At 62.5% G+C, this 24,160-nt stretch carries 18 protein-coding genes; 9 read left to right on the top strand and 9 right to left on the bottom strand.

The window, feature by feature from the left end; translation table 11 throughout:
- Window positions 1-83: 83 nt before the first annotated feature.
- Window positions 84-1,274 carry an acyl-CoA dehydrogenase gene (locus WN982_RS17300; protein ID WP_341313140.1) on the bottom strand — a complete coding sequence of 397 codons (1,191 nt, stop codon included), beginning with the start codon at window positions 1,272-1,274 and terminating at the stop codon, window positions 84-86.
- 94 nt (window positions 1,275-1,368) lie between these two features.
- Here WN982_RS17300 and WN982_RS17295 point away from each other — a divergent pair, with 94 nt between their 5' ends.
- Window positions 1,369-2,154, top strand: coding sequence for an IclR family transcriptional regulator (locus WN982_RS17295; protein ID WP_341313139.1), 786 nt, complete (start codon window positions 1,369-1,371; stop codon window positions 2,152-2,154).
- Window positions 2,155-2,232: 78 nt separating this feature from the next.
- Here WN982_RS17295 and WN982_RS17290 read toward each other — a convergent pair whose 3' ends face one another.
- Window positions 2,233-3,066, bottom strand: a complete 834-nt coding sequence (locus tag WN982_RS17290) for a diguanylate phosphodiesterase (protein WP_341315828.1) — start codon at window positions 3,064-3,066, stop codon at window positions 2,233-2,235.
- Between the two features lie 330 nt (window positions 3,067-3,396).
- On the opposite strand from WN982_RS17290, the gene WN982_RS17285 reads away from it, so the two are divergent.
- From WN982_RS17285 to fahA, 3 genes are read left to right on the top strand one after another with little or no spacing between them, the layout of a single operon-like run.
- Window positions 3,397-4,758 (top strand): MFS transporter, encoded by a 1,362-nt coding sequence (locus WN982_RS17285; RefSeq protein WP_341313138.1) that lies wholly within the window; start codon window positions 3,397-3,399, stop codon window positions 4,756-4,758.
- 47 nt (window positions 4,759-4,805) lie between these two features.
- Window positions 4,806-6,152, top strand: a complete 1,347-nt coding sequence (gene hmgA / locus WN982_RS17280) for a homogentisate 1,2-dioxygenase (protein WP_341313137.1) — start codon at window positions 4,806-4,808, stop codon at window positions 6,150-6,152.
- Window positions 6,149-7,447, top strand: coding sequence for a fumarylacetoacetase (gene fahA, locus WN982_RS17275; RefSeq protein ID WP_341313136.1), 1,299 nt, complete (start codon window positions 6,149-6,151; stop codon window positions 7,445-7,447). The genes hmgA and fahA overlap by 4 nt, the downstream gene beginning before the upstream one ends.
- A gap of 242 nt (window positions 7,448-7,689) precedes the next feature.
- On the opposite strand, the gene WN982_RS17270 is transcribed toward fahA, so the two are convergent.
- From WN982_RS17270 to WN982_RS17250, 5 genes are all read right to left on the bottom strand, one after another.
- Window positions 7,690-8,820, bottom strand: a complete 1,131-nt coding sequence (locus tag WN982_RS17270; RefSeq protein ID WP_341313135.1) for an IS481 family transposase — start codon at window positions 8,818-8,820, stop codon at window positions 7,690-7,692.
- A gap of 267 nt (window positions 8,821-9,087) precedes the next feature.
- On the bottom strand, window positions 9,088-10,863 hold the full coding sequence (locus WN982_RS17265; RefSeq protein WP_341313134.1) for a PQQ-binding-like beta-propeller repeat protein: 1,776 nt from the start codon (window positions 10,861-10,863) through the stop codon (window positions 9,088-9,090).
- 127 nt (window positions 10,864-10,990) lie between these two features.
- Window positions 10,991-12,151: an MFS transporter gene (locus WN982_RS17260; protein WP_341313133.1), complete on the bottom strand. Its 1,161-nt coding sequence runs from the start codon at window positions 12,149-12,151 to the stop codon at window positions 10,991-10,993.
- A gap of 161 nt (window positions 12,152-12,312) precedes the next feature.
- A complete protein-coding gene (locus WN982_RS17255) occupies window positions 12,313-13,479 on the bottom strand; it encodes an MFS transporter (protein WP_341313132.1) in 1,167 nt (388 codons plus the stop codon).
- A 212-nt stretch (window positions 13,480-13,691) separates the two neighbouring features.
- The gene (locus WN982_RS17250; RefSeq protein WP_341313131.1) at window positions 13,692-14,516 is read right to left on the bottom strand and encodes a crotonase/enoyl-CoA hydratase family protein; all 825 of its coding nucleotides are present in this window, start codon (window positions 14,514-14,516) and stop codon (window positions 13,692-13,694) included.
- A gap of 62 nt (window positions 14,517-14,578) precedes the next feature.
- On the opposite strand from WN982_RS17250, the gene WN982_RS17245 reads away from it, so the two are divergent.
- Window positions 14,579-15,190: a hypothetical protein gene (locus WN982_RS17245; RefSeq protein ID WP_341313130.1), complete on the top strand. Its 612-nt coding sequence runs from the start codon at window positions 14,579-14,581 to the stop codon at window positions 15,188-15,190.
- A gap of 24 nt (window positions 15,191-15,214) precedes the next feature.
- Here WN982_RS17245 and WN982_RS17240 read toward each other — a convergent pair whose 3' ends face one another.
- Window positions 15,215-16,213, bottom strand: a complete 999-nt coding sequence (locus tag WN982_RS17240) for a 2-hydroxyacid dehydrogenase (RefSeq protein ID WP_341313129.1) — start codon at window positions 16,211-16,213, stop codon at window positions 15,215-15,217.
- Window positions 16,214-16,766: 553 nt separating this feature from the next.
- Here WN982_RS17240 and aspT (WN982_RS17235) point away from each other — a divergent pair.
- The 3 genes from aspT (WN982_RS17235) (at window position 16,767) to WN982_RS17225 (ending at window position 22,018) form a co-directional block, all read left to right on the top strand.
- Window positions 16,767-18,449, top strand: coding sequence for an aspartate-alanine antiporter (gene aspT, locus WN982_RS17235; protein WP_341313128.1), 1,683 nt, complete (start codon window positions 16,767-16,769; stop codon window positions 18,447-18,449).
- Window positions 18,450-18,577: 128 nt separating this feature from the next.
- Entirely contained in the window at window positions 18,578-20,263 is a 1,686-nt protein-coding gene (gene aspT / locus WN982_RS17230; RefSeq protein WP_341313127.1) for an aspartate-alanine antiporter, read from the top strand.
- Between the two features lie 90 nt (window positions 20,264-20,353).
- A complete protein-coding gene (locus tag WN982_RS17225) occupies window positions 20,354-22,018 on the top strand; it encodes a bifunctional aspartate transaminase/aspartate 4-decarboxylase (RefSeq protein WP_341313126.1) in 1,665 nt (554 codons plus the stop codon).
- Between the two features lie 148 nt (window positions 22,019-22,166).
- Here WN982_RS17225 and WN982_RS17220 read toward each other — a convergent pair whose 3' ends face one another.
- Window positions 22,167-22,337 (bottom strand): hypothetical protein, encoded by a 171-nt coding sequence (locus WN982_RS17220; protein WP_341315869.1) that lies wholly within the window; start codon window positions 22,335-22,337, stop codon window positions 22,167-22,169.
- On the opposite strand from WN982_RS17220, the gene WN982_RS17215 reads away from it, so the two are divergent.
- Complete coding sequence (locus WN982_RS17215) at window positions 22,273-23,403, top strand: aminotransferase class V-fold PLP-dependent enzyme (RefSeq protein WP_341315827.1); 1,131 nt, start codon at window positions 22,273-22,275, stop codon at window positions 23,401-23,403. The two genes, WN982_RS17220 and WN982_RS17215, sit on opposite strands and share 65 nt — an antisense overlap.
- The last annotated feature ends 757 nt before the right edge of the window (window positions 23,404-24,160 follow it).

Genomic DNA, 24,160 nt, shown 5'->3' with positions numbered 1-24,160 from the left:
AAGCCGCGGCGCTGCAACGAAAAAAGGCCGGTTCGAAAGAACCGGCCTTTTTCAATCGCCCGACGCCAACTGGCAACGCGTCATCAGAAGAACGCCTGAATCCCGGTCTGTGCGCGCCCGAGAATCAGCGCGTGGATATCGTGCGTCCCTTCGTACGTGTTCACCACTTCCAGATTCACCAGATGCCGTGCAATGCCGAACTCGTCCGAAATACCGTTGCCGCCGAGCATGTCGCGAGCGAGCCGCGCAATGTCCAGCGCTTTGCCGCATGAATTGCGCTTCATGATCGAGGTGATTTCAACTGCCGCGGTGCCTTCGTCCTTCATCCGGCCGAGGCGCAGCACGCCTTGCAGGCCGAGCGTGATTTCGGTTTGCATGTCGGCGAGCTTCTTCTGGATCAATTGGTTTGCGGCGAGCGGCCGGCCGAACTGCTTGCGATCCAGCACGTACTGACGCGCCGTGTGCCAGCACGATTCAGCCGCGCCGAGCGCACCCCAGGCGATGCCGTAGCGCGCCGAATTCAGGCACGTAAACGGACCGCGCAGGCCGCTGACTTCCGGGAAGCGGTTTTCTTCCGGCACGAACACTTCGTCGAGCACGATCTCGCCGGTGATCGACGCGCGCAAGCCCACCTTGCTATGGATGGTCGGCGCCGACAGCCCTTTCCAGCCTTTTTCGAGAATGAAGCCGCGGATCGCGTCCTTGCCGTTCTCTTCGAGCTTCGCCCACACGACGAACACGTCGGCGATCGGCGAATTGGTGATCCACATTTTCGAGCCCGACAGCGAGTAGCCGCCGTCGACCTTCTTTGCCCGCGTGACCATGCTGCCCGGATCGGAGCCGTGGTTCGGTTCGGTCAGGCCGAAGCAGCCGATCCACTCGCCGGTGGCGAGCTTCGGCAGGTATTTCTGCTTTTGCGCGTCCGAGCCGAATTCGTAGATCGGCACCATTACCAGCGACGACTGCACCGACATCATCGACCGGTAGCCGGAGTCCACGCGCTCCACTTCGCGCGCGATCAGGCCGTACGCCACGTAGTTCAGACCGGGGCCGCCGTACTGCTCGGGAATCGTCGGACCGAGTAGACCGAGCTCGCCCATCTCGCGGAAGATCTCGATGTCGGTCTTTTCATGACGGAACGCCTCGAGCACGCGCGGCGCGAGCTTGTCCTGCGAGTACGCGGCGGCGGCGTCGCGCACCATGCGTTCGTCTTCGGTGAGCTGCTGATCCAGCAGCAACGGGTCTTCCCAGTGAAACTGCGCGGCCTCGGCCATGGCGTATCTCCTGATTCCTTACTTGACTTGAGCTTGACTTAAGTTCCGCTATGCGAAACAATGTTTTGCAAACCACGACCGAGTGTATCACCACATGACGCCCGTATCCACTTTCTCCGAACCGCTCGACGAGCGCAAATTCGTCGTCGCCCTCGCACGTGGACTGGATCTGCTGCGTGCGTTCAAGCCGGGCGAAACGATGCTCGGCAACCGCGATTTCGTCGAACGCACCGGCTTGCCGAAGGCGACCGTCAACCGTCTGGCCTACACGCTGACCGTGCTCGGCTATCTGCGTCTGGACGAAACACTAGGCAAATATGCGCTCGATGCCGGTGTGCTGTCGCTCGGTTTCGCGCTGCTGTCGGGCACCGATACGCTCGAACTCGCGCGCCCGCACATGCGCACGTTCGCACGCGAAGTGGGCGCGGCGGTGTCGCTCGGTTGCCGCGACGGCCTCGACATGATCTATCTCGAGACCATCCGCAGTGAAACCGCGCTGACGCTCGGGCTCGCGTCCGGTTCGAAGCTGTCGATGTTGACGAGTTCAATGGGGCGCGCGTATCTCGCCATACAGCCTGCCGACGTGCGCGCGGCCTTGCTGGCCGAACTGAAAAAGGCAGCCGGCAAAGACGGTCCGGCGTTAGTGGCCGACGCTGAAGTCGAGATCGAAGCCTTCGCGCGGGAGCGCTGCTGTTTTTCTTTCCGCGCGTGGCATGACGACGTGAACGCGGTGGCGGTGCCGTTTCGCGAGCCGCGCGAAGGCCGCTGGCTGGTGCTCAGTTGCAGCGGGCCGGCATCGTCGATGGGAGAGGAGGTGTTCAGGGAAAACGTGGCGCCGCGCTTAAAAGCACTGGCGCGGCGATTGGGCGATACGGGTTGAAGTGCAATGTGAGAAGCTGCCTTCAAAACGCAAACTCAAACTAAAACTAAAAGCAAAACGCCGCGGCAACGCCAAGCCTCAAGCCGCCCGATCGTGATAATGCGCGTTGAACAACGGCCCTTGCACGAAGCGCACGTCGTACTGTTGAAGCAGATCGAACTGCGCCCCATCCATCACGCGATTGAAGATCAGCGGAATTCGCAGCCGGCTCGCATAGCCGACTAGCGGCTTCACCGTCGAGTCGCGCAACGCGACCGCCGCATCCATCTTGATGAAGTCGAGCCGCGCCGTATCGGACACCGACAGAATCTGCCCCGCGTTCGACAGGTTGCCCGCCACCTTGAAACCGTAGCGCTGATAGCTCTTGGTCAGATAGCCGAGGAAGGTCTTGTGCGCGACCGCCGCCGCAGGCAACTCGATCACCACGCGCGACGGATTCAGTCCGAACGACACCAGCACGCTCGAAAAATGCCGTCCATGGTCGTACTTCACGCTTTTCAGCAAGCGCTCATGCACGCGCAAAAACAGCAGCCCATGCCGCTGCGTGCCGAAGAAATTGATTGCGTGCAGCGCGCGTGACATGCGGTCGAGTGCGACCAGTTCCTGATCGTCGGCGATGCGCTCGAATGGATCGAAGATGTCGAACGGTTGGCCGTCGAGGCGCTGCGTGACTGCCTGAAAGCCCAGTTCATCGCCGAAACGGTCCACGCCCTCAGGACCCGACGAAAGCGACTGCGCCAACGAATGCACGCTGATGTCGAAGATCGGCTCATAGGCGCTGCCGAGTTGGATGCCGTCGAATTCGGCCAGCGCGGTTTCGCCAAGCACGCCTGTTCCCATCGCCAGATGTTCGCCGAGAAACGGGTGATTGGCGGCGCGGGCAATGAGGTCGGGGATGGTCGGCGGAATCATGAAGGGCGAATAGATGGCAGTAGGTGCGCGCTCGGCGCTCGGCAACGCGACTCGATTGCCGCGTCTCTTGATGGTAGCAGTCCGCACCGCGCGTACATGAACAAAATGCTCATAACGTTATCGGCCGAACGCTTGTGCGACGGGCCGCTCCGGCTTCCAGGCGGATCATTCAGGGTATACGTTAATTTCACTATACGTAATTAGTTTTACCATACGTAAATTGTCGCGCCGATGCGGTGGGCGATCGCGTCTGCGTCGAAGGCGCGCGTTCTTATCCCGCCGCAATTGCGTGGCCACCAAACAATCCAGTCAGGATGAGGGGACAGCCCAATGAGCGCCAAACCGGCTCCGGCCGCCGCCAACATGATCGAAGTCGAGCGCGTGCTCGGCGAAACGCATCACCCGGCCTTTCAATGGATGCTGCTTGCGCTATGCGGGCTGTGTCTCGTGATCGACGGTTTCGATGCGCAGGCAATGGGCTACGTCGCGCCGAGCGTGATCGGCGAATGGCATGTGTCGAAGGCGGCGCTCGGGCCGGTGTTCAGCGCGAGCCTGTTCGGCATGCTGCTGGGCGCGTTGGGCCTGTCGGTGCTGGCCGACCGGATCGGCCGCCGCCCGGTGCTGATCGGCGCGACGCTCTTCTTCGCGCTGTCGATGCTCGCCACGCCGTTCGTCACGACGATCCCCGCGCTGATCGCATTGCGCTTCATCACCGGCCTCGGGCTCGGCTGCATCATGCCGAACGCGATGGCGCTGGTCGGCGAGTTCTCGACGCCCGCGCATCGCGTCAAGCGCATGATGCTGGTGTCGTGCGGCTTCACGCTGGGCGCGGCGCTCGGCGGCTTTATCAGCGCCGCGCTGATTCCGGCCTATGGCTGGCGCGCGGTGTTCTGGGTCGGCGGCGCGGTGCCCTTGCTGCTTGCGTTCGCAATGCTGGCCGCATTGCCGGAGTCGCTGCAATTTCTGGTGCTCAAGGGGCGCCGCGAGCGCGCGTTGCGTTGGCTCGCGAAGTTCGATCCGACGCTGCCAATCAATGCGAACACACGTGTCGTAGTACGTGAGAAAGGCAACGACGGCGCGCCGGTCGCCGAACTGTTTCGCGCCGGCCGCGGCCCGGTCACGCTGATTCTGTGGGCGATCAGCTTCATGAACCTGATCGATCTGTACTTCCTGTCGAACTGGCTGCCGACCGTGATGCGCGATGCCGGCTACTCGCCGAGCACGGCAGTGATCGTCGGTACGGTGCTGCAGACGGGCGGCGTGGTCGGCACGCTGCTGCTCGGCTGGTTCATCGAACGCTTTGGTTTCGTGCGCGTGCTGTTCGTGTGTTTCGCGGGCGCGGCGCTGGCGGTCGGCACCATCGGCACAGCCGCGCACGCGCTGCCGTGGCTCCTGATCGTCGTGTTCGCGGGCGGCTTTTGCGTGGTCGGCGGGCAGCCGGCTGTCAACGCGCTGGCCGGCCATTTTTATCCGACCGCGCTGCGCTCGACCGGCATCGGCTGGAGCCTCGGCATCGGACGGATCGGCTCGGTGATCGGGCCGCTGGTCGGCGGGCAACTGATCGCGCTGAACTGGTCGAACGCATCGCTCTTTCATGCGGCCGCCGTGCCGGTGCTCTGCTCCGCGCTGCTGGTGATCGCGCTGGCCGGCGCGACGCGGCAACGCGGCCCAGCGGCGCCGCAGACGGCCTGACGTAGACAGCTCACGTCGGCACATCGAGTATCAACGGAGAACCTTGTATGGATACCCAAACACGTACGCCGAATACCGCCAGTTCGCGGCTTGAAATCGAGCCGGGCTACCAGTCGGGTTTTGCGAACGAATTCGCGACGGAGGCATTGCCGGGCGCGCTGCCCGAAGGCCGCAATTCCCCGCAGCGCGCGGCCTTTGGCCTGTATGCCGAGCAATTGTCGGGCACTGCGTTCACCGCGCCGCGTGGCCATAACCGCCGTTCGTGGCTATACCGGATTCGTCCGGCCGCGATGCATAAGCCGTTCACGCCGCTGCCGTCGGAGCGGCTCGTCGCCAACTTCGCCGAAGTGCCGCCGACGCCGCCGAATCAGTTGCGCTGGGACCCCTTGCCGACGCCGACCGAGCCGACCGATTTCGTCGACGGCTGGGTAACGATGGCGGGCAACGGTTCGGCGGAAGCGATGAACGGTTGCGCGATTCATCTGTACGCGGCGAACCGGTCGATGAAGAACCGCTTCTTCTACAGCGCGGACGGCGAACTGCTGATCGTGCCGCAGGAAGGGCGCCTGCATATCGCGACCGAACTCGGCCTGCTCGATGTCGAGCCGTTCGAAATCGCGGTGATCCCGCGTGGCGTCCGCTTTGCGGTGAGCTTGCCGGATGGCGCGGCGCGCGGCTACATCTGCGAGAACTTCGGCGCGCTGCTGCGTCTGCCGGATCTCGGCCCGATCGGCTCGAACGGCCTCGCCAATCCGCGCGACTTCCTGAGCCCGCACGCTGCCTATGAAGACCGCGAAGGCGACTTCGAACTCGTCGCGAAGATGAACGGCAATCTGTGGCGTGCGGACATCGGTCATTCGCCGCTCGACGTGGTGGCGTGGCACGGCAATTACGCGCCGTACAAGTACGACCTGCGTCGCTTCAACACGATCGGCTCGATCAGTTTCGATCATCCGGATCCGTCGATTTTCCTCGTGCTGCAATCGCAAAGCGATACGCCTGGCGTCGATACGATCGACTTCGTGATCTTCCCGCCGCGCTGGCTCGCTGCCGAAGATACCTTCCGCCCGCCCTGGTTCCATCGCAACGTCGCGAGTGAATTCATGGGGCTGGTGCATGGCGTGTACGACGCGAAGGCCGAGGGTTTCGTGCCGGGCGGCGCGAGTCTGCACAACTGCATGTCGGGTCACGGCCCGGACGCGGACACCTTCGAGAAAGCTTCGCATAGCGATACGTCGACGCCGACGAAAGTCGGCGACACGATGGCCTTCATGTTCGAAACCCGCACACTGATCAAGCCGACCCGTTTCGCGCTCGAAACCGCGCAATTGCAGGCGGATTACTACGAGTGCTGGCAAGGTCTCAAGAAACATTTCAATCCGGAGCAACGATGAACGCGTTGAGCGATCTTCAGGCGACGCTCGATCCGTCGCGCAAGAGCTGGATCGAATCGGCGAACGATTCGACGAACGATTTTTCGATTCAGAATCTGCCGTTCGGTGTTTTCAGCGACAGGAACAATGCCACGCGCCGCGTGGGCGTGGCGATCGGCGATGAGATCGCCGATCTGGCGGCGCTGCAAGCGGCAGGATTGCTGAACGTGTCGAAGGATGGCGTGTTTGCGCGCGACACGCTCAACGATTTCATCTCACTCGGCCGCGATGCATGGCGCGGCGTGCGCATCCAGTTGAGCAGCCTGCTGGCTCGCGACACCGCCACCTTGCGCGACGATGCGGTATTGCGTTCAAAGGTGCTGGTACGCCAGTCCGACGCGCAACTGCATCTGCCCGTGCAGATTCCCGGCTACACCGATTTCTATTCGTCGAAGGAGCACGCGACGAACGTCGGTTCGATGTTTCGCGATACGAAGAATGCGCTGCTGCCGAACTGGTCGGAGATGCCAATTGGTTACAACGGACGCGCTTCGTCGGTGGTGGTGAGCGGCGCGCCGGTGCGCCGTCCCAACGGGCAATTGAAGCTGCCCGATCGGGAGCGTCCGGTGTTCGGCGCGTGCCGTAAGCTGGATATCGAACTGGAGACGGGTTTCGTGATCGGTCAGGGCAATGCCCTGGGTGAGCCGATTGCATGTGCCGATGCCGAAGCGCACATTTTCGGCATGGTGTTGCTGAACGACTGGAGCGCGCGTGATATTCAACAATGGGAATACGTGCCGCTCGGCCCGTTCAACGCGAAGACCTTCGCGACCACGATTTCCCCGTGGATCGTGACGCTCGACGCGCTCGAACCGTTCCGCGTCGCGCAGCCGGCGCAGGAGCCGCAGCCTTTGGCGTACCTGCGTCACGACGGTAAGCATGCTTTCGATATCTCGCTGGAAGTGAAGTTGCGCCCGCTGCACGCGAAGCAGGCGAGTACGATTGCGCGGACCAATTTCAAGCACATGTACTGGACGATGGCGCAGCAACTCGCGCATCACACCGTGTCGGGGTGTAATACGCGGGTTGGCGATTTGATGGGATCGGGGACGATCAGCGGGCCGACCGAAGATTCGTTTGGCAGTCTGCTGGAGCTGACCTGGAATGGGAAGAAACCGTTGGAGTTGAAGGAGGGCGGCACGCGGGCGTTTATCGAAGATGGGGATGAACTGACGCTGGCTGGATGGTGTCAGGGCGATGGATATCGGGTCGGCTTTGGCACGTGTATTGGGGAGATTTTGCCTGCGGCGCTGTGATTTTTTGCGCGTGGCGGGTGGGTTGGTTGATTTGCCTACGGCGGTGGGTTTTGCTTTTGGTTGCGCTTGTTTGCCTGCGCGGCGCTTTTTGTCTGCGTGCCTACGGTGGTGGCCTTTCCTTGATTTCTTAGTGGTCTATTAGCTTCGCCCCTGTGCGGGGCAGGCACTTACTTTCTTTGCGGCGGTGTATAGACCGGGGACATGATTGACAAACGTGCGGAGACATCGTTGACACTTTATGGTCAGTGATTCTCGCTCCTCAGGTCAAGGGTGAGGATGCGGTGATGTGCAAACCAGAATTCAAATACGCCGTCTTCGCCCACCTTTGCGCGTGCCGCAACCGGCAGTCCATAAAGTGCGTTCGAGACCTTAAGTTTCCGTCCCTTAAAGCGTAGCTGGCCATCTGACCTGACTCGTAGCACCACGTCGTCCGGGCCGTATTCAGGCTCCTGCAGGATCGATGGATACGCCCGGGGGCTGGGCTTGTAACGGCTGACCGGCGTGTCCATGCCAATCGCCTCGTGCGGACGTTCGCAGTTATACACGGTGCGCCAGCGGTCCAGTTCCTGTTGCACGTGCTCCTGCGTAGCGAAGCTTCGTCCGTTCAGCACTTCAGCCTTCAACGTACGGTGAAACCGCTCATCCTTGCCATTGGTCTGCGGGTGATACGGCCGGCTGTAGCTGATACGGATACCCAGCCGGATCAGCCAGACGGCCAGCTCGGTAAGCTGCCCCGGACTGCTGGGCGAACCCCACGGCGAGCCGTTATCGGTGTTGATGCGCAACGGCAGGCCGTAGTGCCCAAACGCCTCACGTAATCCCGCCTGCACGGTCGAGGTGTCCGTCGGCCCGCAGGCACGCAGCAGGATGCTGAAACGCGAGTGGTCGTCCAGCACCGTCAGGGGGCTGCAACGCTGCTTCTGGAGGGTATCGAAGTGACCCTTGAAATCCATCTGCCAGAGTACGTTGGGCTGCTCGTGTTCAAAGCGCTTCCACGGTTCGCTCATTGCTGAATCGGTCGGCAGGATCAGGTTATGCCGGTGCAGGATGTCGGTCACGGTGCTGGGCTGCGGCACCGCCTCAAAGCCCAGATCCTGCAGGCGCCGACTGATCTTGCGCCCGCCCCAGCGCGGATGGGCCTGGCGCAGCCGCACCACTTCCTGCTCCATGGCAGCGGGAGTCTTCAAGGGGCTGGTGGCTGGGCGCCGTGATTGATCTGACAGCGCGTTCTCGCCACGCTTAAGCCATTTGTAGCCGGTCTGCCGGCTGATGTTGAAGCGCTGGCACAACTCGGTGATCGTCAGGGTGTCCTGACTGGCCAGATGAACAAATTCCTGTCGGAGGCTCATGGTGTCTCTTGCGTTCCAGGGCATGGTCGGGACCGGGCGTTTTAATACCCGGAAGTGTCAACCATGTCCCCGCACACCTGTCAGCTATGTCCCCGGTCTATACACGGCGGCAAAGAAAGTAAGTGCCTGCCCCGCACAGGGGCGACGCTAATAGACCACTAAGAAATCAAGGAAAGGCCACCACCGTAGGCACACAGACAAAAAGCGCCGCGCAGGCAAAACAAGCTCAAGCAAACCCCAACGCCGTAGGCAAACAACCAACCCACCCGCTACGCGCAAAAAAACCACATATCAACTCTTCGTCAGAAGACCAAAAACAGCGACGCCATTCGTGGTCCCAACATAAACCTTCCCATTAGCAATCATCGGCGTGATGAACTTATTCCCAGCACCGAACTGGTCACGCGTCCCCATCTGATTGCTGTTGTAAAACTCGGTGGCAAGATTGCCAGGATCAAACGCATGCAACGCCGCAACGTTGCCATTCTCGGCCGCCCACACGATACCGTTAGCAGATCCATGGGCCGATACACTCGGCGTAGTCCCGGGATAAACAAAACTCATCGCCGTTTGACTGGAAGGCGTCGCCGACAACCTCGCATTGATAATCGTGAACGCCTTCAAATGATCGCTGACGGAGCCAAAATAAACCGTATTGTTGAAATAGGCCGGCATGCCAAATTCGCCACCGCTCAACTGCGCAGGAATCTCCTGGTAAATGTTGTCGCCGGCGGCGTTGAACTTCCCCATCGAGTCACGATTCAGGACATAAATGATGTCGTCCTTACCCGTTCCCAGGGTGAGATGATGAACAGCGCCGCTCGCATCCGCGAGATCCGGCAGCACGAGCGCACCACCCGAGCCAAGATCCTCATCGGCGTTGGACTCCTGAACAATGTTCGACATCGCGAAATAATCCGCGACCGACAGCCCGCCGGTCGTGCCGAGTTTCAGATACGTATTGCCGAAGTCGCCTTGTGCAGGAAAGCCGCTGGCGTTCAAGGTGGTATCGAACGTGCCGTTCGCGTCGAGCAGATAAATCGACGAGCCGTCCGACGCAGGGCCGGCGCCGCTCATCCAGACTGAACCGGCCGAACCATTCGGCGTGACGTTGAGTACGGATGTCTGCTGCAAAGTGTCGGCGCTGTAGCCGATAATCCAGCCGGTATACGCGCCCGCGTCGCAATGCGAGGTCCACGTCGTGTAGATGACGCCGTTGAGCAGCAGCAACGCCGCGCGTTCGGCATAAGACGACGGCGCGAACACGACGCGGCCGTTCGAACTGTTCGCACCGGTACCCGGATAGGATGCAGTGACTTCGGTCGGTCCGTTGAGCAGTTCGGCGCCGGTCGCGAGGTCGAGCGCATGTACGCGCTGGTGGAAGCCGCCGCCAGAATCCTTCGTCATCGCGACAACAAAGATCGTGCCGTGCGCGCCGCGTGAGCGGTCGATGACCGGCGTCGACGTGATGCCGATCTCAGGAGTGATCTGGGGGCAACCGAGGTCGTTGCTCGGTGTTTCGCCGGTGCCGAGTGCCGACACTTTCCACAGTTGCGCACCGGTGTCGGCATCGAACGCAAACACGCTGTCATGTTCAGTCACGACGTACAGCACGTTATGCGTGCCGCCGGCAATCGCCAGCGAGCCGACGAAAAGCGGCTCTCCATCCACCTTGCCGTCGACCGTAAAGAAGCCGACCTTGCCGAATGTCGTTGCGTTGACGTTCGCGGGCGTGAGCATGGTTTCGTTGAGGTTCTGGCCGGTGCGCGCAATGTCGTTGTGGTAGGTCACGACATCGCCGGCGGCGGACATCGCGGTGCCGCCTGAAGAAGTGCCTGGACCTGAAGTGCTCGTGCTGCCCGTAGCGCCCATGCTTCCGGTCCCGCCGGTTGTGCTGCCGCTGCCGCTTCCCGTTCCAGTCGTTGCACTGCCTGAGCCGCTACCACCGGTGCTGGCCGTGCCTGAGGTCCCACCGCCACCACCTCCGCCGCAACTCAAGAAGATCACGGCGCATAAAATCAGCGCGCTCAGCAGGTAAAAACGGCGCAGGATGGGCAGCGTTTGCATGGCGTTCTCCCCATTGCCGGCGTCCACGCCAGGAGAGATCGGCCACACCAGCGAAGTGCCGTGCAATGTGGCATTAAAGGTAGCACCTGGCGTGTTGGCGAACGCGCCAAAAATCAGTGCCGGAGCGTCATCCGATCGCGCGCAGCGGTGCTCGCCGTCTTTCCCGCCACGCGGCGGCGAGAAACGCGAGCGCCGCGACGAACAGCACGCCGACCATCGCGTCATCGCCGACGCCCTTCATCAGCGCGCCGGCCACTAATGGGCCGCCGAAACTCGCCGCGCTCCACGATGCGCCCATCAGCGAACTCGCCGATACCAGCGCGACCCCGCGAAAACGTTCGCCGCACGCGACCATGGATAGCGTGTAGACCGCGCCCGCGGCCGCGCCGAGGACATACAGCAGCGGCCAGCACAGCCACGGCGACGTGATCGCCCATGGCAGGAACGGCAGCAACAGCACGGTGAACACACCGCAGCCGATATGCACCCGTTCGCGGCCGAGCCGGTCGGCGAGCCAGCCGATCGGAAACTGCAAGGTCGTATCGCCGAGCAGCAACGCTGAGGCGAACAGCACGGCCACCTCGCTCGTTATTCCGTGCGACATCGCGAAGAGCGGCAGCAGCGACAACGCGATCGTGTCGAATAACGCGAAAAAGCCCGTGCCGATCACGAGCGCCGGCATCTGCGGCAACACGTGGCGCCAGCTGCCGTGCGCCGCATGTTCTTCCCCGGAAGCTTGCGGTGTCTTGCGGATGGTGGCGAGCGCCGGCAACGCCAGCAGGAAGATTGCGCCGCAGATCAGGAAGCGCCCGTGCATATAGCCGGCGATCTGGCTCACAAGGACCGGGCCGGCCATCTGGAACAGCGTGAAGTTGGTCGCATAGATCGCGATGACGCGGCCGCGCGTGGCATCGTCGGCGAGCTGGTTGACCCATGCTTCGCCGATCGTGAAGAGGAACATGAGCGCCGCGCCGCACAGCACGCGCAGCACGGCCCAGACCCACAGGTTCGACGTGAACTGCATCAATGCGGTTGCGACCGCAACCGTCAGCACGGCGCCGACGATCACCTGCCGTCCGCCGAAACGCGTGGCCACCCAGCCTGCCACTGGTACGACGATAAGGCCGCCGCCCGCTTGCGCGGCGGTCAGCAGGCCGACCACGTCGGTGCCGTAGCCGGCTTGCGTCAACGCAAGGGCCGTGAGGGGAAGCGTGGCGCCGCTACCGAATCCGACAACGGCGACACTCAGGATCAGGGCGAAGAAATCGCGAGTGAAGATGACTTTCATCGGCCGAGATGCTACTACGGCCGCCGGTCATTCGTACCTTTGCGCGGCTTTCCGAGGGGTTTTGTGAGCGGTGTTGGGAAGATCGGATGACTGCGGACGAAGGCCGCGTTCGAAAGTGCTTTCCAGGCGCGGCCGGGGCAGACAGCGGGCCGCGCCCGTACTTAACCAGGCACGGCCATCCGTTGCGTACGCCGGTCGATCGACACTGACCACAGCGTCAAACCCAGTGCACCGATCGAGGTCGCCACGCCGACCCACGGCAAGGTAGTCAGCGGCGCGCCTGCGCCGATCGCCATGCCGCCGAGCCAGGCACCCGTCGCATTGCCGAGGTTGAATGCGCCCTGATTCAAGGTCGATGCCAGATTCGGCGCATGGCTCGCGCGATCGACGATCAGCATTTGCAGCGGCGGCACGATTGCGAAGGCCAGAATGCCCCACACAAAGATGGTGATCATCGCCGGAATCTCCGCGTGCATCGTGCTGGCGAAGATGGTCAGGATCACGACGATCGTCAGCAAAAACGCCACCAGCGAGGGCATCAGCCGCCAGTCCGCCAGCTTGCCGCCGAGCGTGCTGCCGACCGTCAGGCCGAGGCCGAACAGCAGCAGCACCAGCGTGACCGCATGCGGCGTGAAGCCGGTCACGTCTTCGAGAATCGGCGTGATGTACGTGAAGGTCGAAAAGAGGCTGGCCGACGCGAGCACGCTGATGCCGAGCACCATCAGCACTTGCGGATTCTTCAACACGCTGAATTCGCGGACGAGACTGGCCTTCTGCATGTCGATCTTTGCCGGCAGGCACACGGCGAGCGCGCCCGCGGCGAGCACGCCGATGCCGGTGACCGCCCAGAAGGTCGCGCGCCAGCCGACCGCCTGGCCGAGCGCGGTGCCAAGCGGCACGCCGAGCACGTTGGCGAGCGTGAGGCCGGTGAACATCAGTGCGATTGCTTGTGCGCGGCGGTTCGGCGCGACCAGACCCGCTGCGACCACCGAACCGATGCCGAAGAACGCGCCGTGGCAGAACGCCGTGACGATGCGCGCGGCCATCAGCACCGCGTAGCCCGGGGCGATTGCACACAGCAGATTGCCGACGATAAACACGCCGATCAGACTCATCAGCGCCTTCTTGCGCGGCATATTCGCCACCGCGATCGCGACGATCGGTGCGCCGATCGTGACGCCAAGCGCGTAGGCCGACACCAGCATGCCGGCAGCCGGGATCGACACGGCCAGGTCACGCGCGACATCGGGCAGCAACCCCATGATCACGAATTCAGTGGTACCGATTCCAAAGGCGGCAACGGCGAGGGCGAGCAGGGGTAAAGGCATGATGACGGAGCGAGAATCGGCGTGACGGGGAGCGCCACGCGGCAGGCGCGCGTTTTCGGGGCGAAGAGCGCATGCGCCGTGCAAGGGTTAGGCAGTAAGGGATTCTACCTAAGTCAAAACGGCTTTGCTGAGCGTCCAGCGGAGTGTTGTTTTTCGTTGAAAGGCGCGCCGGGACGGGCCTTGCCGACGATTTGGCGACGGTCGGCCGGGATCTAGCGAGCGCTGCCGCCGGGGCCGAGCGTGTCGCCGTGGCGGCCGGCGCCATCGGCAAAACGGGCGGCGCCCGCGACGCCTTCGTCGAACACGGCCTGATAGCCGCCGGCGCCTTCGCGCCGCAGCGCGTCGGCGAGATCGTCGAGCATGCTGTTTTCGAGCGCGGAGCGCCGGTCGGCCAGCAACGCCGCTTGCGGAAACGCCGCCAGTTCGGCGGCCAACTGTTCGGCCGCGGCGCGAGCCTCGCCCGTGCGCACGATGCGGTTGGCGAGGCCAAAGCTGAGCGCTTCCTGCGCGTTCACGGCGCGGCCGGTCAGAATCAGGTCCAGCGCTCGTGAGAGCCCGATCAGGCGCGGCAGACGGATCGTGCCGCCATCGATCAGCGGAATCCCGACGCGCCGGCAGAACACGCCGAGCACCGCGTCTTCTTCGATCACGCGCAAATCGCACAGCGCCGCCAGTTCCAGGCCGCCCGCGACGGCGTATCCGGCAATGGCGGCGATCACCGGTTTGCTGAAGACCATGCGCGTCGGTCCCATCGGGCCGGGGCCGCTGCCGTCGGCGTGCAGTTCGTTACGGCGTGTGTCGTCGGCGAGCGCGGTGAGGTCCGCGCCGGCGCAGAAGGTGCCGCCCGCGCCGAACAGCACCGCCGCACGCCACGCCGGCTCCGCTTCAAAACGGCGGAAGGCGGCGCTGAGCGCATCGGCGGTAGGGCGGTCGACGGCATTACGCCGTGCGGGACGATCGAGCACGATGGTGGCGACGCCGGTGGCCTCATCGGCTTCGATACGCACGTGTTCATTGAAATTTTGAGTGGATATCATCGTTGTTTCCGTAAGACCTGCGGACGCCCGCCGATGCCGGGCGATTAATACATAGACTTGTCATGCCTCTTTCACAAACGACTCGTAGCTTAGGCGCTCTTTTAACCTGCTGGCGCGTGCGCGCTGGCTTATCGAGCCGGCCCTTGCACTTGTCCAATCCATCGTCCTCTGCCGCGCCGGCCTATGCCGAGCCGGTCTGGATCGTGCCTCTGCATGACCATCCATGGTACGACCATGTGCGCCTGAAGCGCGTCTTCGTTACCGACGATACGCGGCATCAAGTGGTATTGGTCGACGCGCGCAAGCTACTGGCGTGCGCGGATCGCGACGACACCGACTACGTGTTGAAGCCCGTTGCCGAATGGCATTCGGGCAAGATGCGCGGCATTCGCGAGTTTCTCGATCCGGATAACCCACGCATTCCGCAGATGCCGTACGTGACGATCACGACGCGTCGCGCGCCGGGTCTGTTGGGCTGGATGGGTCTGGAGCGTGAAGGCGTGGTGGCGTTTCGCAATGGCCAGCATCGCGCGCGCTATCTGGCCGACGCGGGCGCGCGCTGGTTTCCGGTGGAAGTGCACGAGCGCGAGGTGGCGTTGCTGCGCGAAGTCTGCGGCGCGGCGGACGACGCCCGCACCGCGATTCGCGCGACCACGATGGCTGGGGACGCGTAGCCGGGCGCGCCTCGCCGGCCGCCCCTACTCGCGCGTCCGCACCGCATTGCGCGGCGTGCCCGCCTGCCATGCGGCGACGTTATCGAGCGTGGTCTGCGCGATTTCGTTCATCGCCTCGCGCGTGAAAAACGCCTGATGCGCGGTGACGATCACGTTCGGAAACATCAACAGACGGGCCAGCACGTCGTCCTGCAACGGCAGGTTCGAGTGGTCTTCGAAAAACAGGCCGCCTTCTTCCTCGTACACGTCGAGCCCGAGATGGCCGAGCTGCCCGTCCTTCAGCGCGCCGATCAGCGCATTGCTTTCGACGAGCCCGCCGCGCCCGGTGTTGATCAGCATCGCGCCGCGTTTCATCTTCGCCAGCGCGCGGCTGTCGATCAGATGGTACGTGCCGGGCACCAGCGGACAATGCAGGCTGACGACGTCGGCTTGCGCCAATAGGGTATCGAGCGGCACGTAGCGAGCGCCGAGCGCAAGCAACTCTTCGGCCGGCGTGCCGGGATCGTGCGCGAGCACCTGCATGCCGAAGCCTGCCATGATGCGGCCGAACACCCGGCCGATCATGCCCGTGCCGATCACGCCCACTGTCTTGCCGTGCAGATCGAAGCCGAGCAGCCCATGCAGGGAGAAGTCGCCTTCGCGCGTGCGCGCGACCGCGCGCGGCAGCCGCCGGTTCAGCGCGAGAATCAGGCCGACCGCATGCTCGGCGACGGCGTGCGGAGAGTAGGCCGGCACCCGCGCGACCGTTATGCCGAGACGCTCAGCCGCTGCCAGATCCACATGATTGAAGCCCGCCGAGCGCAGCGCGATCAGGCGCGTGCCGCCGGCATGCAGGCGTTCCAGCACGGCGGCATCGACGTTGTCGTTGACGAACGGGCATACCACTTCATAGCCCTGCGCGAGGATCGCTGTTTCGATATCGAGGTGCGATTCCTGGAAGTGCAGTTCATAGCCATGCGTGTGGTTTGCCTCAGTGAACGTGTCGCTGTCGTATTGGTGGCTGCTGAACAGGATCATGCGCATGGAAGGCTCCGAAGGATGCGTGCAGCCGCTGGCGATGTGGACTGACGGCGTTATGGCATGCCGGCAGATCAGTATATCGGCCCATTGCGACAATGACTGCCGCGTGCAGCGCGCGGCCCGAAAACCATATCGGGCATTAACCAACATCATATCTCGCGAACTTCACTCAGGCCGCAATTGAAAATCATATTGACAGCCGTGAAGAACTACAATATTTATTAAAAAAGAAGTCTCAAAAATGCGTATTTCATGCTGTAAAAAGGCTATCAAGCGGAGCATATCTTTTTCAGGGCGTTGAACAAATTCACGAGGAAAGAGTGACTGCCGAGGTTTGTGAAAAGTATCCCGCTATCGTCGCTGCACTGCGGCATTTCATCGCTGGCACTGATGGTGTCATTACATTGCCATAAATTCTCCATTCAATGAGCGCTGGTCATGCCAGATGCGTAATGCATACGTCGAGAATGGCGCGAGCACCGAATGACTTTATTGAAATTCCAGGCAATTTTTTAGGATTTATACCAAACAAACCCATAAATCGGCGAGCCAACACATGATCGGTGAATTGCTGAGGTCTCAACCGGAGATCGCGCTGTTCGCGAGTCTTGCAATCGGATATTTCATTGGTTCGTTTCGAGTCGGGCCGATTCAGCTCGGCGGCGTCTGCGGCACGCTCATCGTCGCTTTGCTATTGGGTCAGACCGGCGCGCGGCTGGCTCCCGATCTGAAGAACATCGCGTTCGCACTGTTCATCTTCGCGCTGGGCTTCACCGGCGGCCCGCAATTCTTCGCCAACATCGGGCGTGGCTGGCGTTATGGCTTGCTGTCGATTGTCGAGATCGTTTCGGTGCTGGTGCTCATTATGATCGCGGTCGTCGTGATGCGGCTCGACGCCGGCACGGCAGCCGGCTTGCTGGCCGGCGCCGCGACGGAGTCGGCGGTGATCGGCACCGCGTCGGAAGCGATTGCCAAGCTCGGCTTCGGCGACGCCGAGACGCTGCGTCTGCAGGCCAACATCGTCACCGCGTACAGCGTCAGTTACCTGTTCGGCCTGGTCACCATCGTTCTGTTTACCAGTCAGTTCGCGCCGCTTCTGTTGCGCGTCAATTTGCGCGAAGAAGCCGAGCGCGTGTGGCGCAAGCTCGGCGGCGACGGCGCGTTCAGCGACGGCCAGCGCGCCGCCGCGCCGGCGCTCGTGGGCCGCGCCTTCCGGGTCGGCGCGGCGGCCGGCTCGACGATTCTGGCGGTCGAACAGCAGCACGGTTTCAATCTGACCATCGAGCAGCTCGAGCGTAACGGTGCGGCCGCGCCGGTCGAACCGCAACTGACGCTGGCTGCCGGCGACCTTATTCTCGTAGCGGGACGGCGCGAAGCGATCGTCGCGGCGGCTGCCAGCCTCGGTGAAGAAGTGGAGGGCGCCGCCTTCGGCCAGCTTGTCGCAGAGACGCTCGATGTCGTGCTGACGCGCCGCGAAGCGCATGGCCTCACGGTCGCGCAGGTGCGCGAACGGGCGACGCCGGAAGAAGGCCGCGGCGTCTATATCGCCGCCGTCACGCGGCTCGAAACTACCGTGCCCGCGCTACCCGGCACCGAACTCAATCGCGGCGACGTGCTGACGCTGGTGGGCGCGAAGGCCGATGTCGAACGCGGCGCACGTCGGCTCGGCTATGTGCTCACCGCCACCCGGAAAACCGACTTCGTCTATCTCGGCCTGGGCGTGCTGGTCGGCATGGCGATCGGACATCTCGGCGGGCGGATCGGCGGCGTGTCGGTCGCGCTCGGCACGGGCGGCGGTTGTCTGCTGTCGGGCTTGCTGTTCGGCTGGATCCGTTCGCGCTATCCGTTGGTGGGCTCGCTGCCTTCGGCCGCCGCACAAATCCTCAAGGATTTCGGTCTCGCCACCTTCATCGCGGCGGTCGGCCTGTCGGCCGGACCCGATGCGATCAAGCTGGTGCGCGAATACGGCCTGGCGCTGCCGATCGCCGGCATTCTGATGGTGCTGGTGCCAGGGCTGCTGTCGCTGTGGATCGGCCGCATGTTTCTCGAACTCGAAGCACCGATGCTGCTCGGCGCCATCGCAGGTCAGCAATGCAGCACGCCGGCGATCAGCGCACTGCTCGGCGTGACCGGCAATTCGACACCCGTGATCGGCTACACGATCACCTATGCACTCTCGAACATCCTGTTGCCGTTGATGGGACCGGTGGTCGTCGGCCTCGCAGGGAAGTTCGGCTAAGCGGACATATGCCGCCGCGCTTGGCGTAGTACACCGCGCGGTCCACTCCGCAGGCGGACGCGCCACGAGGTCTGGATGCACAAGCATCAACCAGTATTCAGTATCGCAAACTATCCAGCGAGGGCACGATGGAATGGCTGCATGACATCTTTCACAAATCACCCGAGATCGCGCTGTTTCTGTCGCTTGCGGCCGGTTACTTCATCGGGCAGATCAACTTCGGCAAATTCCAGTTAGGCGGTGTAGGCGGTTCATTGCTGGCGGCGGTCGTGATCAGTCAGGCGGGCGTGACGATCGACAACGGCGTGAAGTCGGTGATGTTCGCGGTGTTCATCTACGCGGTCGGCTACGACTCCGGGCCGGGCTTTTTCAACTCGCTGAACCGCAAGACACTGCGCGAAATCGCGATGGCCGTGTTTCTCGCCGTCTCGGCACTGATCACCGTGGTGGTCTGCGCGAAGCTGTTCCATCTGAACAAGGGGCTCGCGGCCGGTCTCGCGGGCGGCGCGCTGACGCAATCGGCGATCATCGGCACGGCGGGCGACGCGATCGCGCGTCTGGGCCTGCCCGCCGATCAGGTTAAGTCGCTGCAATCGGACGTGGCGATCGCGTACGCGGTGACCTACGTGTTCGGCTCGCTCGGCGCGATCATCGTCTGCGTCAACATCCTGCCGAAGTTCATGGGGAAAGGTTTGCGCGAGGCCTCGATCGAAGCCGAAAAGGCGCTTTCCGGTGCCGTGCCCGCGCGTGCGCCGGGACAACTGTCGGCGCTGCCTGAACTGGTGGGCCGCGCGTTTCGCGTCGAACAGGCCGCGGGGCGCACAGTGTCCGAGCTCGAGGTGAGTCAGAACGACACCATCACGATCGAGCGGATTCGCCGCCACGGCAAAGGGGTCGAGCCGACCCCCGATCTCGTGCTCGAAAAGGACGACGTGGTGATGGTGGTGGGGCGGCGTGGCGGCATGGTCGATATCGCGCCGATGATCGGTGCGGAACTAGCCGATACCGACGGCGTGAGTCTGGTGATGCAAACCCGCCAGGCCGTCTTCACGCGCAAGGGCATGAACCGCACGACGATTGCCGAAGTGCGCAAGAACGTGGATCGCGACCTGCGCCACGGCGTGTTCGTCGAAGGCGCGACGCGAGCCGGTCAGCCGCTGCCGATCCTGCCGGAAACGAAGCTCGAACACGGCGACGTGATTACCTTCTACGGCTCGCCGAAAGACACCAGGCGTGCTGTCGATGCGGCCGGCTACGAGTTGCCGTACAGCAACAAGACCGACTTCATCTATATGGGCGTCGGTCTCGTGCTCGGTCTGCTGATCGGCCTGATCGTCATCAACATCGGCGGTATTCCGCTCACGCTCGGCTCGGGCGGCGGCTGTCTGCTGGCCGGTCTGCTGTTCGGCTGGATGCGCGGCAAGCATCCGATGTACGGCGTGATGCCGTCGGCGGCGTCGCAGTTGCTGAAAGACTTCGGCCTCGCGGCGTTCGTCGCCGTGGTCGGCTTGAATTCCGGCTTGCAGGCGGTCGTCACGGTCAAGCAAAGCGGCGTGACGATCTTCCTGCTGGGCGTGTTCGTCACGCTGTTCCCGCTGCTCCTGACGATGCTGTTCGGCCGCTACGTATTGCGCTACGACAACGCGGCGATTCTGGCCGGTGCGCTGTCCGGGTCACGTAGTGCGAACCCGGCGTTCGGCGGCGTGCTCGACAAGGCCGAAAGCGCCGTGCCGACCGTGCCGTTCGCGATCACGTATGCGATCGCGAACGTCGCGTTGACGCTGCTCGGTCCGCTCGTGGTCGGTCTGGTGTAGCGCACACATCTATCGATCTCTCTTACGCCGGCGGCTTGAACGATCACTCGCTACGCCGGCGTCTTTCACTTGCTCATTGGAGAACGCATCATGGCAAAAGAGAAAGGCGACAGGAAACACGCTGATATGGCACAAGCCGGCTTGGCGGCACTGAGCCCGTTCGAACTCAAGGACGAATTGATCAAGGCCGCCGGCGGCGGCGCGGTGGAGCGCCCCGCGAACGCATCGATGCTGAATGCCGGCCGCGGCAACCCCAACTTTCTCGCGACGATTCCGCGCCACGGTTTCTGGCAGCTCGGCCTCTTTGCGATGCGCGAATCGGAGCGCTCGTTTGCGTACATGCCCGAAGGCGTGGGCGGCTTTCCGCGCCGCGATGGGCTCGAAGAACGCTTCGACCTGTTCCTGCGCGAAAACAAAGGCGTACCCGGCATCGACTTTCTGCGCGGCGCCGTGTCGTATGTGCGCGATCAGCTTGGGCTGTCCGCGGGCGAGTTCCTCTATGAGATGTGCGAGGGCATTCTCGGGTCGAACTATCCGGTGCCGGACCGGATGCTTAAGTTATCCGAACTGATCGTCGGGCAGTATCTGCGAAAGGAGATGATCGGAAATCATCCGTTTGTCGGCGAGTTCGACGTGTTCGCCGTGGAAGGCGGCACGGCGGCGATGACGTACATCTTCAACACGATGCGCGAGAATCACCTGATCAAGGCCGGCGACACGATCGCGCTCGGTATGCCGATCTTCACGCCGTACATCGAGATTCCGCGCCTGAACGACTATCGGCTGAACGTCGTGAATCTCGACGCCCATGTGGAAGACGGCTGGCAGTATTCGAAGAAGGAACTCGACAAGCTGCGTGATCCGAAGGTGAAGGCGTTCTTCCTCGTGAACCCGAGCAATCCGCCTTCGGTGAAGATCAGCGACGAGAGCCTCGAATATATCGCCGGGATCGTCAAGGAACGGCCCGATTTGATTCTGCTGACCGACGACGTGTACGGCACCTTCGCCGACAATTTTGTATCGCTGTTCGCGCTCGCGCCGAAGAACACGATTCTCGTGTACTCGTACTCGAAGTATTTCGGCTCGACCGGCTGGCGTCTCGGCGCGATCGCGACGCATCGTGACAATGTGCTCGACAAGCTGATCGGCGAACTGCCCAAGGACGCGAAGAAGCAGTTGCACGAGCGCTACGAATCGATCACGACCGAGCCGGAAAAGCTCAAGTTCATCGACCGCCTGGTGGCCGACAGCCGCACTGTTGCGCTGAATCACACGGCGGGTTTGTCGACGCCGCAACAGGTGCAGATGGTGCTGTTCTCGTTGTTCTCGCTGATGGACACGCCGGACGCGTACAAGAATGCGCTGAAGCGCCTGATCCGCAAGCGCAAGCAGGCGCTGTACGAAGAAGTCGGCATTTCGTTCGAGGACGACGATCCGAACCAGGTCGACTACTACACGATTCTCGACATCGAGTTCCTTGGCGAGCGGATGTTCGGGCGTGAGTTCGTCGAGTGGCTGCTGAAGAACACCGAGCCGTCGGAACTGCTGTTCCGTCTCGCGCGCGAAGCGCGGGTCGTGCTGCTGCCGGGACGCGGTTTCGGCACGCAGCATCCGTCGGGGCGTGTGTCGCTGGCCAATCTGAACGAGTCCGACTACCGGCTGATTGGGCGCGCGATGCGCAAGCTGATCGAAGAGTACGTCGAGCGTTTTAACGCCGCCACCGGCAAGAAACTCGACAAGACCAGGGTGAAGTGACGCTTTGGTCTGCACTTTGGCCGACGTTTCCGGGCGATGAGGCATAGACAAAAAACTTGCGCAATCGCGCGGATCGGTGAATGATCGGATGAACGGCCTCGCCAGTGTCATTGTTGGCGAGGCCGTTTGCTCCTTTGCGCCCTGACATTCACGTATCGATCATGCCGACTTCATCATCTACTTCCGCTTCCTTTGCCGTGCCCTGTCCGGTTGTCGAATCGCTCGACGCCATCCTTCCCGAAGAGCCGTTACTGATGATGGGCGCCGGCCCCGTGCCGATTCCCGCCGCTGTCGCCAAGGCCAATACGATCGTGATCAATCACCTGGGCGGCACGATGGTGAAGGTGATCGGGCAGGTGAAAACAATGGCGCGCTACGTGTTCCAGACGAACTCGAAATGGGTGCTCGGCGTAGCGGGCCCGGGGTCGGCCGCGATGGAGATGGCGATCTCCAATCTCGCGTGGGAAGGCACGCGGGTGCTGAGCATCAAGAACGGTTTTTTCAGCGAGCGGATGGCGGAGATGGGACGCCGCGTCGGCGCGCAGGTGAGCACATTGGAGGTCGCCGACCGTTCGGTTGCGAGCCTTGACCAGGTCGCCGAGGCGATCCGCCGCGAGCGTCCGGAGATCGTGACGGTGGTGCAGGGCGAGACGTCCAACACGGTGTGGAACTATCACTTGAAGGACATTGCCGCGTTGGCGAAAGCCGCGGGCGCGCTGGTGATCGTCGATGCAGTGTGCACGTTGAGCACGATGCCGCTCGAGATGGATGCATGGGGTATCGACGCCGTGATTACCGGCGGGCAGAAGGGGCTGTCGTCGATTCCTGGCGTGTCCCTGATCGCGTTTTCCGATGCGGCTTGGGAGAGAGTGAAGGGGCGGACGGCGCCCAATGCGCATTGGTGTCTGGATGCTTCGCTGGCTGAGAACTTCTGGCATAACGCCGGATATCACTACACCGCGCCTGTGTCCGGCGTGCTGGCTTTGCATGAGGCTTTACGGCTGGTGTGTGCTGAGACTTTGGAGAAGCGGTTTGCGCGGCATTTGAAGTGTTCGATTGCATTGCAGGAAGGGGTAACGGCTTTGGGCCTACAGCTGTATACGCCTGCGGCTTGCCGGTTGAATTCTGTTGTGGGGATTGAAGTGCCCGTCGGGCTGAGTCCTGGGGACGTTTGCTCGCATATCTCACGGCAGCATCAAGTCGAGATTTCCGGTTCCTTCGGGCTGCCGATTGTTCGGATTGGGCAGATGGGAGAGCAGTGCCGCGAACATAATCTTTTTCGCACTTTGCATGCACTGGGGCGGACTATGGTTGATCTCGGTGTTAGGGTTGATTTGCCAGCTGGCGTGGCGGCTTTGGAATGTGGCCTTTCCGGGGGGAAGTGAGGGGTGGTTTTTTTGCCTTCGCGGCGCTTTTTGGCTGTGTGCCGACGGCGTTGGCCTTTCCTTGATTTGTTAGTGGTCTATTAGCGTCGCCCCTGTGCGGGGCAGGCACTTACTTTCTTTGCCGCCGCAAAGAAAGTAAGCAAAGAAAGCGGCTTCACACCGCTAATTCTTAAGCGGGTCCCCCGGCTTGGAGGAGGTAGTGGAGCATCTGGAATCAGTGTTCTCGCACACTCCGCCCTGGTGACAAGGCAGTCATACTTCCGGCGGCGCTGCGCGCGCCGACGCGGTACTTCCCAACACCGATCGCAGATAAGCGCCTCCGGCATCATCCTTCCCGCCTCGCACTGCGTGCTCGCCGGGACGGTCTGCAAGCGAAACCAGGGGCTTCGTTTGTATGCGGTGGGGGGCCATCGGCTGCGCCTCGGCGAGACGCTGAATTGCGGAAATGCGGACCACTGCGCCGAACGAAACGCGGCCGCGAGTTACACCAGCGCAGCAAAGGCAGGCCGTTACGCTTGAACAACCGCAGGCGCTGAAAGCGCCGACGGTTTTGAGAAGTACCGCCACGGCGCGCGTAGCGCCGCCGGAAGTATGACTGCCTTGTCACCGGGGCGGAATGTGCGAGAGCACCGATTCCAGATGCTCCACTACCTCCTCCAAGCCAGGGGACCCGCTTAAGAATTAGCGGTGTGAAGCCGCTTTCTTTGCTTACTTTCTTTACACGGCGGCAAAGAAAGTAAGTGCCTGCCCCGCACAG

Origin of the sequence: Paraburkholderia sp. IMGN_8 (assembly GCF_038050405.1) — a bacterium.
Classification (GTDB): Bacteria; Pseudomonadota; Gammaproteobacteria; order Burkholderiales; family Burkholderiaceae; genus Paraburkholderia.
This window is presented reverse-complemented; position numbering and strand designations above follow the sequence as displayed.